The organism is Ruminococcus sp. SR1/5 (genome assembly GCF_000209835.1).
In the GTDB taxonomy this organism is placed as follows: Bacteria; Bacillota; Clostridia; order Lachnospirales; family Lachnospiraceae; genus Blautia_A; species Blautia_A fusiformis.
Map to the genome: position 1 here is coordinate 804,928 of NC_021014.1, position 15,590 is coordinate 820,517.

The 15,590-nt window shown below is 44.7% G+C and carries 16 protein-coding genes; all 16 read left to right on the forward strand.

The window, feature by feature from the left end; genetic code table 11:
- A partial coding sequence (locus CK1_RS04180) for a hypothetical protein (RefSeq protein ID WP_306288742.1) occupies positions 1-538 on the forward strand: 538 nt, incomplete at its 5' end.
- Positions 539-608: 70 nt separating this feature from the next.
- Complete coding sequence (locus CK1_RS04185; protein ID WP_015525054.1) at positions 609-1,298, forward strand: hypothetical protein; 690 nt, start codon at positions 609-611, stop codon at positions 1,296-1,298.
- A gap of 121 nt (positions 1,299-1,419) precedes the next feature.
- On the forward strand, positions 1,420-1,761 hold the full coding sequence (locus tag CK1_RS04190) for a hypothetical protein (protein ID WP_306288743.1): 342 nt from the start codon (positions 1,420-1,422) through the stop codon (positions 1,759-1,761).
- 113 nt (positions 1,762-1,874) lie between these two features.
- A complete protein-coding gene (locus CK1_RS04195) occupies positions 1,875-2,102 on the forward strand; it encodes a cold-shock protein (RefSeq protein WP_005423033.1) in 228 nt (75 codons plus the stop codon).
- Between the two features lie 293 nt (positions 2,103-2,395).
- Positions 2,396-2,572 carry a hypothetical protein gene (locus tag CK1_RS04200; protein WP_015525055.1) on the forward strand — a complete coding sequence of 59 codons (177 nt, stop codon included), beginning with the start codon at positions 2,396-2,398 and terminating at the stop codon, positions 2,570-2,572.
- A 17-nt stretch (positions 2,573-2,589) separates the two neighbouring features.
- Positions 2,590-2,721: a hypothetical protein gene (locus CK1_RS04205; RefSeq protein ID WP_005423021.1), complete on the forward strand. Its 132-nt coding sequence runs from the start codon at positions 2,590-2,592 to the stop codon at positions 2,719-2,721.
- Between the two features lie 18 nt (positions 2,722-2,739).
- Entirely contained in the window at positions 2,740-3,852 is a 1,113-nt protein-coding gene (locus tag CK1_RS04210) for a hypothetical protein (protein WP_015525056.1), read from the forward strand.
- A gap of 56 nt (positions 3,853-3,908) precedes the next feature.
- Positions 3,909-4,427 carry a hypothetical protein gene (locus tag CK1_RS04215; protein ID WP_015525057.1) on the forward strand — a complete coding sequence of 173 codons (519 nt, stop codon included), beginning with the start codon at positions 3,909-3,911 and terminating at the stop codon, positions 4,425-4,427.
- A 16-nt stretch (positions 4,428-4,443) separates the two neighbouring features.
- Positions 4,444-5,157, forward strand: coding sequence for a hypothetical protein (locus CK1_RS04220; protein WP_015525058.1), 714 nt, complete (start codon positions 4,444-4,446; stop codon positions 5,155-5,157).
- A 36-nt stretch (positions 5,158-5,193) separates the two neighbouring features.
- Entirely contained in the window at positions 5,194-6,354 is a 1,161-nt protein-coding gene (locus CK1_RS04225) for an ERF family protein (protein ID WP_015525059.1), read from the forward strand.
- A 64-nt stretch (positions 6,355-6,418) separates the two neighbouring features.
- Positions 6,419-6,934, forward strand: a complete 516-nt coding sequence (locus CK1_RS04230; protein ID WP_015525060.1) for a DNA primase — start codon at positions 6,419-6,421, stop codon at positions 6,932-6,934.
- A gap of 20 nt (positions 6,935-6,954) precedes the next feature.
- Positions 6,955-7,701, forward strand: coding sequence for a hypothetical protein (locus CK1_RS04235; protein WP_306288744.1), 747 nt, complete (start codon positions 6,955-6,957; stop codon positions 7,699-7,701).
- Positions 7,702-7,819: 118 nt separating this feature from the next.
- Positions 7,820-11,581 (forward strand): SpaA isopeptide-forming pilin-related protein, encoded by a 3,762-nt coding sequence (locus CK1_RS04240; RefSeq protein WP_015525061.1) that lies wholly within the window; start codon positions 7,820-7,822, stop codon positions 11,579-11,581.
- Positions 11,526-14,345 carry an LPXTG cell wall anchor domain-containing protein gene (locus CK1_RS04245; protein ID WP_306288745.1) on the forward strand — a complete coding sequence of 940 codons (2,820 nt, stop codon included), beginning with the start codon at positions 11,526-11,528 and terminating at the stop codon, positions 14,343-14,345. Before CK1_RS04240 ends, CK1_RS04245 begins: the two co-directional genes overlap by 56 nt.
- Before the next feature lie 68 nt (positions 14,346-14,413).
- Positions 14,414-14,695, forward strand: a complete 282-nt coding sequence (locus CK1_RS04250) for a hypothetical protein (protein WP_015525062.1) — start codon at positions 14,414-14,416, stop codon at positions 14,693-14,695.
- Between the two features lie 57 nt (positions 14,696-14,752).
- Positions 14,753-15,199: a class B sortase gene (locus tag CK1_RS04255; protein WP_306288746.1), complete on the forward strand. Its 447-nt coding sequence runs from the start codon at positions 14,753-14,755 to the stop codon at positions 15,197-15,199.
- Positions 15,200-15,590 lie beyond the last annotated feature (391 nt).

The following is a 15,590-nucleotide window of genomic DNA, read 5'->3' on the forward strand; positions in this document are numbered from 1 at the left end:
ATACCAGAAAAGATGCTGGGATCTTGTATATTTGTGTACTGCACTGGCGCTTGCGATAATCCTGCTTCTTCGTCAGGCCATAAAAATCAGCCGGAGGATCATGGAGGCAGAAAACTGTTATATGGCACTTGAAGAGGACAGCCTGGCAGTCTGCCAGCCGGAAAAGAACGGAAAATATGAGTCCTGCAGGATCTTTTACGATGAGATGGACAAGATCGTAGAAGGAACCAGGCGGGGAGTTCCGGAATTTTATATCGTGATCCGAAAAGAAGGGAAAGAACAGAAAAGCTTTTTCCTTTTGGATGAGGAAGAACAGGAACGGGATGTTTTCTGTGTACGATCCTTTGGCTTTGACAATCAGGGATTCATGGAGTTTTATCGGAAACTCAGGTGGATCGTACCAGGAAGAACAAGGATTATCGGGACCAAAACACAGGAAGTATGGAAACTGCGGCGGCCGAATATCGGAATCTGTACGGCAGCAGGCATGCTTTTGGGGTATGTACTTCCAAAACTTTTGGAAATGATGTATGGGTAACAAGCTATATGGAAGAAAGCAGATCAGAAGCAGAGACTAAAAAGAGTGAAAATGACAAGGAGGAAATGTCATGAGATGGTATACAGCAATCGGAATGAAAAAAGATGATGCAGATGGAAGGTTTTGTGTCTGGGTAGATGGGGAAGAAAAAGTACTTACAGAAATGGAAACTATTTTGTGGGCTGCGCTCACCTGGTCTTTCTGTGAAGAGGATAAGGTCCATTCCCAGATGCATCGTCTTCTTGTGTTCAGCCTTGGAGAAAAACAGGCACAGGAATGGGCGGACAAAGAGGATTTTCAGTTTTGCCTGAACCGTCTGGTAAAGCGGGGCCTGGTTGTGCTGACAGAAGGATGTACCAGAGAGGAAGCTGTATACAGCATTATCAGCCGGTCAGTCATGGCTCCCATGATTTTTTCACCTGCGGAACGCATGAAGCATTTTATGGAATCCCTTTCCATGGGAAAAGGACTGAAGTTTTCACTGAGGGCCTTTAAAAAGCCGCTGCTTACAGAAGAGGAATACCAGCTACTTTCCTATCTTCAAAGAGAAGGGGATGTTTCCTGCCACCTGAAATGTTTAAAGGAAGAGGCAAAAAGCAGGGAACCCCATTTAGCAGATTCCCTCCAGGCACAGATACAACGGGAATTTATAAGCCGCGTAGCGCAGCTTTACTATAAGAAACAGCTTGTGATCAACAACATAAGAAGGGAGGACTGTCTTGAAGCAAACGGAACATCCGTATTGGCACAGGCTGTATAGATGCTTGGAAGATTTTTGGCACACGTTATCAGAATATACCGGTTTTTTTAAGGACAGGATCCAGAGATATGGTATCCTGTCTCTTTTTATCCTGCTTTTCGGATCATTTATGGGAACATGGATGAAAGATAAAACTTTTATTTTCTGGTCTTTCCTGCTTGGGATTATCGGGTTCATAAAAACATATCTTATTTTCCGTACAGCGGATAAAAAGACCTATGAAATCGTGGAAGGGCTGGTAACCGGGATAGACGGGAAAAATCCCTTTGCAAGATTTCGGAAGATCCGGGTGAGTGATCCGGACGGACGGCAGAGTGAACTTTTGCTGGATAAAAACGTAAAAGTTTTGGAGGGAAAACGTTACCGGTTTTATTTTGGCATAAATGAAAAGAAGCTGGTAGGAATCCGCCGGGTGGATGCAGCACTCAATAACGGGACTTTTTTGGGAAATGAAGAAATATAAGAGGAAGGAATTCCTTTTATAGCAGGGAGGGGAGCACCAGGCATGGTTCGATTCCATGCTGCCCTGTTTCCGCAAAAGACGATTGCGGGAAATACAACAAAGGAGAGAAGGATATGTCAGAAACACTACAGGGAACCGTGAAATGGTTCAGCGCACAGAAAGGATACGGTTTTATCACCGGTGAAGACGGGATTGATTATTTCGCCCACTTTTCGGAGATCCAGATGGATGGATACCGGAAATTAAGCGGCGGTCAGCCGGTCCTTTTTGAAGCAGGGACGGATGCCAATGGGCGCAGCCTTGCCAAAAACATTTCACCGGCAGATCCAAACGCCGAGTAAGACGTTTTCATAGTGCATGTACAGATCACCTATTCCCCTCAGATACATGCACGTATGCAGACAGATGAAAAGGGCAGGCGGTAAGAATGCCGCCTGCCACAATATGCAACAACCAAATTAGACTAACTTACACAATAACTTGACGACACAATATATAGATAAATTTAATTGACAACTACAATATATTGTGTTAGTCTTTAAATGAAAAATAATTTAACAGTCTATAAAAGACTGTGGTTATTCTTTAGTTCCGGACATTCCGGAAGAAACACTTTGGGGCGGTCTTGCCCTTAATGAGAAAAAATGGATATGCAAAATATAAGGAAGATGCAAGAAGGAAAGAAGATTCTTTTTGTGTCTTTTTTTATTGCATAAAAAAGCAGAAAGGAGGAGCACGAATGAAACTGGCAGTTAAGGAAACTGCAAAAAGAAATACCTTAAAAACAACAAAAAAAGAAAACACATTGTAAAATCAGGAGGGTCGATTATGGAGACGATTAAATGGGAAAACGCAAATGCACTGGAAATTGGAATGCTTATGGAGATGGCAGAAGACGGTTATGTGTTTTGCATCGAAGATGGAAAGATACAGGCTGTTGAAGTCCGGATTTTCAGTTAGCGTGGAAAGGCGGACATTATGTATTATAAAGATGACTTTTATAAGGAGTTCCGGACAGAAAAGGAACTGTGTGAGTATCTGGAAGAGATTGACAGCCGTGCAGAATGGATCCGGGTCACCAGTAAGAAATTAAAGGTGGCAGCTGCAGGAGAAGAAATCTGTACAGAGGTTCCTGGTGTTTCCCTGGAAGCACTGGAAAAAGATACCTTATCTCATTCCAGACTGGTCCTTATCTTACCTGAGCGAACCTGTTATATAGGAAATTCAGCTATCAAATCGTTGAAAGGACGGGCCAGGATCGATGGCAAAGCCCTGGCAGATGTCGATAAGAAAACACTGGCAGAGATCTTAAATAAATGCCTGAAGGTTGCAAGAGGAAGAGCACTGATCCGTTTCTGTGAAGGAAAAATAAGGGCAGTCCTGTCTGGTGATGAAAAAGATTATGCCATCATATCCATGCCGGATATGTACATGGTTACCTCGGCATATATCCATGGGGACTATGAGAAGGCAACGTTTTTAAACGGCTATGCAGACCATTATTCTGTTACGGCGTCCTGGCAGCTGGAAGATACGAAACTTACAGATGTTTATAAGGAACTGATGCAGAATTATGGAAGAAAGACCAATAAGGACATAAAAGCAGTTGTACGGATCACTACGTCAGACGTTGGTGTGTCCGGAGCGAATATTTTTTATTCCCTGCAGGAGCCGACAAGAAATGTGATCCTTGGCAATGCCCTGAAGGTTACACACAAAAACTGTAAAGGAATGGAAGATTTCACGGAAAACATAGAGTCGATCTTTGATTACTACCGGGAAGTCTTAAAAGGGGTCATGCGGCTGTGTGATATCTGGATTGAGCATCCGGCAAATGCCATGGCAGGGATCATGAAGCAGGCGGGATTTGGAAAAAAACTGCTTGCAGAAACCGTGGAGCAGTTTAAGGCTACTACTGGGGATGAGCCATGCAGCGCATACGAGATCTACTGCGGGATCTGTGAATCCATTACCATTGCAAGGCAGGAAAAGACGAATGAGAGAGGACTTTTAGCTCTGGAAGAAAAAATTGCCGGCTGTGTGTCAAAACGCTGGCATGAATATGATATTCCTGGCACTGTAAAATACTAACAGGATTTAAAAGAATGGAGACAGCATGGACTGTCTTTTTTTGATGGGAGGAAAACATGAAGGTTACGAATGGAAAAGATGTGGCAAGGCTGCTGGTAGATGAATACTTGAACTGCCATCCCACCGGACACAAAAAATTTATGGAGTCCATGGCAAAAGAGCAGCAGGAAATAAAAGACAATTACACTTATCTTGGGTTTGCCTGGCTAAAAGGTCTTTCAGAGGTCAGATATTACGACCTTCGAAACGAAGCATCGAAACTGATGGCCGATGATCTGTGTCTGCATGTAAAGGAACAGCCAGAAAGGGTGCGCCTGGTGTATGAAGGTGCAGAGGAAATGGAGATCAATCCTTCAGATGAAGAGCAGATGGCAAAAATGTTTACCTGCTACCTGCTTGCAGGAAGTATGGACGGATATGGGGAATTTGTGGATTATGCCCTTGATACCCACCGGACACTGCAGCAGAACCTGACACGGTTTTTTGTGGAATGGTTTGCAAAGGCAGAAAAAGGATCTGCATTTTTAAAACGGGCAAAGATGGTGTATTCCAGGTATTCCCTGCCATATATCTAAATTACGGAGGTATGTGATGGATAGAAAACTTCCGGACTGGTTAAAAGAGAGCAGGGAGGCAGAAAAACTGATCGCATGGCTGAAATCGCCGGATTGTGAAGTAAAAGAATTTTCCGGACAGCTGTTTATAAAGGCAAGATATGGAAACTGTTTCTTTTTCTTTGACTGTTTAAAGGAAAACAGAAAAACAGACCGGAACTGGTGTGCCGTGATCCACATGCCGGAGTATTCCCTTTATGAAGCAGAAGATCTTTTTCTGAAGCCGATCGGGATACCGGATGATTTTTGTTTTCCTGTGCGTGAGGATCTGATCCCGAAACTGGAAACACAGATAAGCCGCATTGGAAAGAAACTTATCCGGGAACAATGGGATGAACTTTTGTTAAAAGGCGGGTATGCAGCTGCACAGATGATCCCGGAAATCAGCAGGGTTTATATCCAGCTAAATGCAGACCGTTTTATTAAAAAAGGAAAGCGGCCGGAGGATCTGATCTATCAGCCGCAGTTTCATTTTGCGGATATGAAGTGGGGATTTTCTGACTGGATGTTTCTGGAATATTTAAGCAACCCACAGCGGGCAGCAGAGCTTTTCGCCCAGAAGTGGCTGCTTGAAAAACTTCCGGAGATTTCAAAAAAGAAGATCTGTATCGGATGTATCCGGGAGGAAATGGAAGAAATGTTAAAAAAGACTGGGACAGGGCCGGAGGTAAGCCTTCCGCGTTCTGCTTAGTATAAAAAATGAAAAAATCAGGAGGAAACGAATAATATGGGTAAATACAATTACATGAATCTGAACCAGAAGATGATCAGGATCCGGAAGAAAGTGCCGAAGCTGATCCGCAAACGGTACAGTGAGGACGTTACTTATGATTTTGTAAAACTGGATGATATTTATGAATGCCTGACACCGGCCCTTAATAAATACGGGGTCGATTTTGACATCTTAAGTGAAAGGCCGACACAGGTGGACGAACAGGGCAATTCCGTGTTTTTAAAGGAAATGGGAGCGCTCTGGAGATATGAGGCTGATCTGGAGCTGTGCTGGACCAATGCAGACCGTCCGGGAGACAAGGTACGGAGCTTTTTGCATGTCATTGGAACCAATGAAGCACCGGATAAAGCAAAAGGTGCGGCATGGACGTATGGCCTGAAGTATTATTTCTTAAATAAATTCAACATCATGCAGGCATCTGGAATAGACGATCCGGACATGCGTGGGACGGAAAAAGAAGAAATGCCGAAGCAGGAAGCTTCCGTAAAACCGGAAAAACCGAAAAAGAAACAGGAAAAGGCAGAAAGAAAAGAAACCGCAGCAAAGCCGGAGCAAACGGAACCGGTCAGGGAAAAGAAAACGGACCGTAAAAAACTGCGTGATGGAAATGCCATATCAGAAGATCCTGTAAAAGTGGAATATGCAGTGACGGATACAGAAGAAAACCTTCCTGGACAGATGGCTTTTGGAATGGAAGAAAGTGAAAGCGGACTGGAAGAATTTTCCGATGAAGAAACCAAAGCGGAAGATCCGGTTCAGACCGAGGAAATCTCCGTAGATGAGAAAATTACTGCCGAGACGGATGCAGACGGTTTCCGTGCAGTAGAAGAAACGGATGAAGTTCCATTTGATGAAGATGATGAGATTTCTTTTGATGCAGAAGAAGAGGAAGAAACACCAGAAGAGACTGCAGAGGAAGTGTTGGAGGATATGGCTCACGAAGAGGATGCAGAGGATGAAGTGAAATGGGCAGAAAAGGTTATCTGCAATTTTGGTGTCTATGCCGGAACCCCTCTTGGGGAAATGATGCAGGATGCCAGAGGTTACCAGACGATCAAATGGCTGGTACAGCGTTACAAAGGCCAGAATCAGGAAATACAGAAAGCTGCGAAGATCCTTTTGGATCATGAAAAGGAAATGCAAAAAGCAGCCTGAAAACAGAGAAATAGTTTGAGGTGGCTCCGGGAACGGGGCCATCTTTTATGAAAAGGAGGAAGGCATGTATGCCAGAGAATCGTTTACGATCGCAGAAGTAGCAGATCTTTTGTCAATCCGAAGACTGAGTGATTCTTACCAGGACGAATTTCCGGTGGAATGTCCTTTTTGCGGGGATTTAAGAGGAAAATGCAGTTTTTGCATCCGCAAAAATGGAGAACTGAAAAATGTTTACCATTGCTATCATTGCGGAGCATCCGGAAACATGCTGACACTGTATGCGGAACTATCCGGCATTTACGGGAGAAACCGGTATAAAGAAGCCTACCGGGAGATAAAGCAGGCACTTTCTTTTTCTGGAACGGATAAAAGACAGCAGTCCACGACACGAAATGGTTTCGTTTCTATCGTTTCTAAAAAGAAACGCATTTCCCTTACGGAAGCGGAATGGGATTACCGGGACCATGTATATAAGGAAATGCTCACTTTTCTTAAGCTTAAGGAAACACACCGGAGGAACCTTCTCCTGCGTGGGCTGACGTTAAATGAGGTCAGACAGATGGAAGAACGAGGTTTTTAAGTACGGATGAGGAGAATTCCGTGGCCATTGCCAGAAAGCTCTTAAAAAAGGGATTTCGCCTGGATGGGGTTCCTGGATTTTTCATCAACCGGGATGGTGACTGGGAAGCTGCTTTTTATAGGAAGAATAACGGGTATCTTTGCCCGGTCCGGGATGGGAAGGAACGGATCATAGGATTCCAGATCCGGCTGGATGTTCCTTTAAAAGAACGGAAGTACCTCTGGTTTACCAGCAGCGGCTTAGAAAAAGGCACCTCAAGCGGCAGCCCGGCAGGAATGTTTGGGAAAATAAAGGATGGCACGGTTTACGTAACGGAAGGGATCTTAAAGGCAGAGATCGCATGGATGTGTACAGGAAATCCTTATATCGGAGTCCCTGGAGTTTCCAATCATAAAGGACTGGAAACTGTCTTGCGAAAACTGAAAGAGCAGGGGTTAAAAAGAGTTTACGAATGTTACGACATGGATAAAATGATGGAATTGTCCTGTAAGCACGATGAAAAAAGTGCGTGCCGGCAATGTGAACATGGAATTCATCTGTATCATGGAGAATGCCCCAAAAAGCGCAGAAAGCGGGACATGATCCGAAAAGGCTGTATAAAGCTGTATGAGATCTGTGAGGAACTGAATGTATCCTGCAAAAGAGTTACCTGGGATACCGATGCATCCGGCATCTGGATGGAACACTACAAAGGCGTGGATGACTGGATCCTTCAAAAAAGAGGAAAAAGAACACAGGAAGACGGCATAAAATGTTTGGTCAGATAAAAGGGAAACTGGAATTTTTTTCAGTTTCCTTTTTATCTGGCTGAAAAAGCCGGAAGAAAGGAGAATGTGATGCAGATAAGAGACGGACCAAAAGAAAACAGCAGGGAAAAAAGCGATCATGAAAGGAGAACGTGCACTTGGAAAAAACTGGAAGAAAAGATGGATGGCGGGTGCGATGGCTTTTGCTCTGTGCTGCACTACGCTCTTGCAGACGGGAGCTTCTGCAGTATCCGCCGCTGAGGTGGGAGGCGTTTCCGCACAGAGCGAGACGCAGATCGAGGTACAGACAGAAACACAGACGGAGAAAAGCGAGGAGGAACTGATCGAGGAAACCGTTGCAGATCCGGAACTTGCGCTTACGGTTACCGAAGGGGAAGCCTTTGATATTCAAAATGACTTTACAGGACTGAAACTCTCTGACGGAGACCATGTGGAACTGAAAAAAGCAGCAATGGAAGACGGGACTGTATTTGATTATAACCATGCGGGGACCTATAAATGCGTATATCTTGTTACGCCCGCATCGGGGGAAGCCTATCTGGTTGCCAGAAACATTACGGTGACACCAAGGGAAGCAGAAACAGACGGATCCAATGGCGGCCAGGAACAGGAAACCGGCGATGACGAACCGGAGGCAGACCCCGTCCTCCCGACCATAAGCCCGGAAGATGCCCCGGAAACTCAGGAAGAGCCGGAAGAAACGGAGGAATCAGAAGAAGAGGAAGCAGAAGGATTTTCCGATGAGGAAACAGAGGATGGAAGCCATCAGGTTGACATTGTACAGGGAAATGAATTCAATATTGAACTGGACCACGAGGACGGACGTTACCAGACGGGGGAGACGGTCAACTTTTCCGGTGATATCCCGCAGGGAAGCCTGATCGCAGTGGGAACAAGTCTTGTCGAAGCAAACCAGACAGAGAATACCGAAGATCTTCTGTATGCAGAAGTAAGCTACGATGAGGGAACAAATTCCTTCAGCTTTGAGATGCCGGAAGATGATGTTGCATTAAGTGTGCTATATGACCAGGCTGAGGGCGGTATTAGTACCGTGGCAGCTTCCGATGGAGACTTGTGGGATGATTCAACAGACATTGAAGCTAATACCTATTACTATTATTCAGATGGAAAACTGCATCCTTTTGATTCTGTAATGGGACAGGGCGGAAATGATTCCTATAAGTATATCCGTTACAAAGCAGGCGGAAAGACTTATACCGTCTATGCATACTGCATGCAGCACAGTAAACAGTCCCCGCCAAGTGGAACGACTTATAAAAATATGGTCGAACTGGATGAAGGCGGCGATGACCGTTATTTAAGGAAGGCCATGTTTTACGGATATGGCGGTCCCGGATGGGGCGGCACATTCAACGGCTATAATATCAAATCCATCATGGAAAAATACGGCTGTTCCTCCGAGACCCGTGCAATGCAGCATTATTTGGTCGATTATTTATATGACGGGGAATCCGGATTTGGCGGCTCCCTTTCGACAACTGCCAAAAACATGTTAAAAGAGATCAAGGCAGCCCTTGCAAAGATGCCGGATCCAACGACCATGGAACTGACACCAGGGCTCAGTGCTTCTGCAAATGGAAACCAGAGCCCGACATTTACATGGAAGGCAAATGCAGCTTTTGTGATCACGATCCATCTGGAAAACGGGGTCTCCCTTGTAAATGAGACGACAGGGAAAACCGGGACCGGAAATGTGAGCGTAAAGGGCGGTGAAAAATTCCATCTGGAAGCAACCACCCAGAATATTGGAAGCCTGAAAGGAAAATATGCGATTACATCCAACTATCCGCTTAATTTCCATGCCATGCTCTTAAAGCTGGCAAACAGCCAGGATATCGGCTTTGGATATTATACCGATACACTGGAGCTGAACCTGGAGGTAGACTGGCCGGATGAAGCAACGGTCAAGATCATCAAAAAAGATAAGGGAAGCAACGCGCTCCTTGCAGGTGCCGTTTACGGCATCTATGCAGATGAAGCCTGCACGAAACTTATCAAAAAAATGCCGGCAACAAATGCAAAAGGGGAATCCGAAGTAAAGATCACCAAAACACAGGATACCGTTTACCTTCGTGAGATTTCAGGCCCGTCCGGATATGTGCTGGATACCAAAGCCTATGGGGTAAAGCTGGTCGTGGGGCAGACCGCTTCCAAGAACTTAACAGATAAAGAGCAAAAAGGTGCACTCACCATTTATAAAGAAGGAGAAGTGCTCACCGGAGCGGCCGTCACGGAAGATGGTGTGACCTTTGCCTACGAAAAACGGAAATTGAAAGGAGCCGTTTACAGTGTTTATGCAGGTGCAGATATCAAGGCGGCAGATGGCACCCTCATCTATAAAAAAGGTGCACTTGTCAAGGATAATCTGGTTACCGGAGATGACGGAAGCGTTACGTTAAAAAATCTCTATCTTGGCACCTACACAGTAACCGAGACGAAGGCTCCGGATAATTATGTATGCAAAGGAGAGTCCAAGACTGTTGAGCTTGCGTATGCAGGCCAGACCGTAGAAGTGCAGACTGGCAGTGCAACATTTTTAAATGAACGCCAGAAGGCAGCAGTTCGTGTGGAAAAGCAGGACGAAGAGACCAAAAATCCGCTTTCCGGAGGTATTTACGGGCTGTATGCAGCAGAAGATATCAAAGTTGATGGTAAGACCGTTGTTCCCAAAGGAACCCTGATCGAAAAAGCAACGACCGGAGCCGATGGAAAAGCTTCTTATAAAGCGGAACTTCCGATTAATTACAGCTACAGCATCCGGGAGATCCAGGCACCGGAACTTTACCTTAGAAACAGTGAGGATACTTACACCTTCACTTTTAAGTTTACCAATGATAAGGAAGAAAAGGTAAACTTTAGCCATACCTTTACAAATAAGCGTGTAAATGCAACGATCGACCTGGTAAAAGAAGACAGCAAGACAGGAAACAGCGCACAGGGAGATGCCGTATTTGAAGGAGCCATTTACGGGCTCTATGCAAGGGAAGACATTAACCATCCGGATGGCAGGAGCGGAGTCCTTTATAAAAAGGACGAGCAGGTAGCTACCCTGACGACCGATAAAGCGGGAAAAGCAAGTGTAAGCAACCTGTATCTTGGAAAGTATTATTTGAAGGAGATCACGCCTCCAGTAGGTTATCTTCTGGACGAAGAGGAGCATGATGTAAACTGTAACTACGAAGGAGACCAGGTAGAGACGGTAAAACGAAATACCGTTTCCAAAGAAGACGTGATCAAACAGCCATTCCAGTTGATCAAAGCAGCGGATAATGATAAGACCGATGCGGATCTTTTAAAAGGTGCCGGATTCTCAGCTTATCTGATCAGCAGCCTGACTGTAAAAGACGATGGAAGCTATGACTTTACAAATGCGACCCCGATCGTTCTTACGGAAGACGGAAAAACAGAAATGTTTACCGATGAACGCGGCTATGCGTGCAGCATCCCGATTCCTTATGGACGCTACATTGTCCGTGAGACTACAACACCGCATAATTTTATGCCGGTAGATGATTTTATCGTAACCGTAACTGAGAACAGCAGTACACCGCAGGTATGGAGAGTCCTTTTGGACGATGAGTTCAAAGCAAAGCTTAAGATCGTGAAACAGGATGATGAGACCAAACTGCCGGTCCTCCTTGCCAATACAGAATTCAAAGTGTACGACCTGGATGCGAAAAAGTATGTGGAACAGGTAACGACCTATCCAAATACGGTTGTCCATAAATCCTATTTTACGGACGAAAATGGTTACCTGATCCTTCCGGAATCCTTAAAAATGCGGAAATTACAGGATCGAGGAAGTGAGCGCGCCGGATGGCTACACTCAGAATACCCAGTATGTGGAGATCAAAGTTGACAAGAATACAGCTTATCAGATGGATTCTGTCAGCGGGGATGCCATCATTACCGTGACCTATGAAAACCATCCGGTCAAAGGTAAACTGGTGATCCATAAATCCGGTGAAACCTTAAAATCCTTTAAAAAGGATTTTGTATACGAAGAAACTTCCCTGGAAGGAGCAGAATTTGAAATCTACGCAGCAGAAGATATTTTCACACCGGATCATCAGGTGGACGAGCAGGGAAACCGTCACGTGATCTATGCAAAGGATACCCTGGTAAAAACAGTGACCACCGATAAAAATGGGGAAGCTGTTATCAAAGACCTTCCGCTTGGAAAATACCGTGTGAAAGAAACAAAAGCACCGGCCGGATTTGTCTTAAATCCAGACAGTCAGGAAGTATCCTTTATCTATAAGGACCAGAACACACCGGAGATCGAAGAAAAACTGGAATTTTCCAATGAACGCCAGAAAGTAGAGCTGAGTGTGGAAAAACAGGATGCCGAGACCGGAAAGGCTTTAAAAGGTGCAACCTTTGGATTATATAATAAAGAAGCAATTTCTTCCGGCGACAAGGTGGTCGTAAAAGCAGATACACTGCTTCAGGAGATCACAAGCAACGAAAAAGGTAAGGCAGCGTTTTCGCTGGATCTTCCGCTTGGCAGATATTATGTGAAAGAGCTGCAGGCACCGGCGGGTTATGTATCTTCCGATGAGATCCTGGAATTTGATGCCACATACCAGGGCCAGGACGTAAAAACGATCAAATTAAAATCCGTGAAGAAAAACCAGCCGACAACGGTAGAAGTAACAAAAGCAGATATCACGACCGGAACAGAACTTGACGGGGCTTCCATGAGTGTACTGGATAAGGATGGCAACGTGATCGATTCCTGGACATCCGTAAAGGATTCCCCACATGTGATCAAGCGACTTCAGGTTGGAAAAACTTACATTCTGCGTGAAGAGCTTGCACCATATGGCTACTTACGTGCAACAGACGTAGAGTTTACGATCTCTGATACTGCAGAAGTACAGAAAGTCAAAATGGAAGATGAAGTCCCGGTAGCAAGACTTCTGGTAAACAAGAAAGGGGAATTCTTAGACAGCGTATCCCTTCTTGACAATGCAAAAGGCATGATCGAGCACCTGTTCAACTATGTGACTGGAAACCTGACTGATGTAACCTTCAATGTTTACGCGGCAGAAGCCATCCGTGCAGCAGACGGGGTAAGTGCAGATTATTATGCGGCAGATGAACTGGTCGTCTCCATTACAACAGATGGAAATGGCATCGCCCAGATGGATAACCTCCCGCTTGGACGCTATTACATCGTGGAAAAAGAGACCTCACATGGCTACGTTCTGGATAATGAACCAAGATATGTGGATCTTACATACCGTGACCAGGATACACCTCTGGTTACTTATAGTGCCGACTGGCAGAATGCGCGCCAGAGGGTACAGGTGGAAGTCCTGAAAAAAGAAAAGGACAGTGACAAAGTACTTTCCGGGGCAATCTTTGGCCTCTATGCAGCAGACGACATCGTATCTTCAAAAGGAAAAGTACTCCTTGCGAAAGACACCCTGATCGAACTGAAGACCACAGATGAGGAGGGAAAGATCCAGTTTGTTGCAGATCTCCCGGTTGATAGCAGGTACTACATTAAGGAACTTGCCGCCCCGGATGGCTATGTGACAGACCAGGAACCGCAGGAATTCACTTTTGAGTACCAGGGCAGTGAAACCAGTGTTGCAGAGTATGCGTTCACCTTTGAAGATGAACAGACTACGGTAGAACTTTCCAAAGCAGACCTGACGGACAAAAAAGAACTTCCGGGAGCATCCTTAAAGGTAACAGATGAGGATGGAAATACGGTGGATGAATGGGTATCCAAAGAGGAAGCACATATCATCAAGGGTCTTATCGTAGGAAAGAAATACAAGATGACAGAAACAAAGCCGGCAGATGGTTATGTGACTGCGGAAAGTATTGAATTTACCGTCGAAAACACAAAAGAAGTACAGAAACACCAGATGCTTGATGATGTGACCAAAGTGGAAATCAGCAAGAAAGACATTACGGATTCCAGTGAGGTACCGGGAGCAAAACTGATCATCCTGGATAAAGATGGAAAGAAAGTTGAAAGCTGGACGTCCACGGATAAACCGCATATGGTCGAAAAACTTCCGGTAGGCAAATATACCCTTCGTGAAGAGCAGGCCCCGGATGGATACCTCATTGCGGAAGATGTGAAATTTACGGTAAAAGATACTGGAAAAGTCCAGAAAGTCAAAATGAAGGACGCACATCCGTATGGAAAACTGGTCATCAAAAAGACCGATTCCACCAGTAAGGCAGCCCTTCCAGGAGCAGAATTTGAACTGCGTGAAAAGGAAAGCGGAAAAGTCGTAGAAAAACTGGTAACGGATAAGACCGGAACAGCGACAAGCGGCAAGATTCCGATTGCTACTTATAAAAATGGAAAAGTAGAGAAAACCGTGGAATATATCCTGGTAGAGACCAAAGCACCAAATGGTTATGAATTAAGCAGCAAAAAAGAAGAGATCCGCTTTGAATACAAAGACGGAAAAACCAAGGTGATCGAGATCGTAAAAGAGATCAAAAACACCAAATCCCCTTCCGGCAGCACACCGACAGGAAACAGCCCGAAAACAGGGGACAGCACCAACATCTGGCTTCCGATCCTTCTGGCAGTCCTTTCTGCCTGCGGCATTGGCGGCGTGATCTGGTATAAGAAGAAAAAAGGAAATTAACGAATACGGTTCAGGGCTGCTCGATTTACCGGCAGCCCTTTTTCCAGGAAGAATAATCGGAGGTTTGTATGAGACACATAAAAGAAATCATGATCGTGGCAGTCTGCCTGATGGTACTCAGCTTTTGCGTATGTACCGGTCTTGGCATTTACTTTATGTACCGGGAAGGTGTGCAGGAATATGAAGACCTGCGTACATACGTCAAGGAAACAGATGAGGATGACCACACAGAAGGAACAGACGGAAGCGATGGGAAACAGACCGTGGTTGATTTTAAGGCATTAAAAAGATCAATCCGGATATCGTTGCATGGATCCGGATCCCGGATACCAGCATTGATTACCCGGTAGTCCAGGGAAACGATGACTCCTATTACCTGACACATACTTTTAAAAAAGGCAGAACATGTGGCAGGGGCCATTTTCCTGGATTCCGATAACAATGTCGATTTTTCTGATGACAAGAACATCATTTATGGCCACAATATGAAAGATGGCAGCATGTTCCGCGGACTTCGAAATTTCCTTGACGATGAATTTTTAAAAGAACACCATATCCTCTATCTGTATCTTCCGGATGAAGGGGTATGGATCTTTGTGATCGTAAAATGCGAGTATACACCGGCCGATGGAGATGCTTTCTTACTTGGAACGCAGGAAGAAGTTCCAACGCTTCTGCTTTCTACATGTGGAACAGATGCCTCCAAACGTCTGGTCGTATGGTGTGAAAGGCAGGAGGAGAACGGAGAACAGATAGAATATTCTGACGAGGAAGCAGAAATACAGGAAGCCGGGGATGATCTTGCTTTCTTAGATGGGGAGTTTGTGGAAAACGAAACCCATGATTTTATTTAAAAGTTTGCAGAAATTTAATGGATAATTTCTAAAAATATAACATTTTATTTTTCAGGTCTTTCTGGATGGACAGGAACAATCATGGTCTATCCGGAAAGGCCTTTTTTATTGCAGGAATGGCGTTAAATGGCACTTTGATGGAAATATGATTGCAGAAAAAGAAGAAAGAAAAGTGATGTTAGTTACGACTACTTTTAAAATTGAGAAGAAAAATGTCGATTTTTCTCGAATTTTGTTTATAAAAACATATGACGTTTTCTGCTATTTCAAGACAAAATGATTGACAAAATATGGAAAAAAAGTTATTCTATAAGAAAGGTAATATTGTAGAGATTTTATATATGAGTGGTTCGTCAAAGACTCATGTATAGGAAGTTCGGTGAAAATCCGA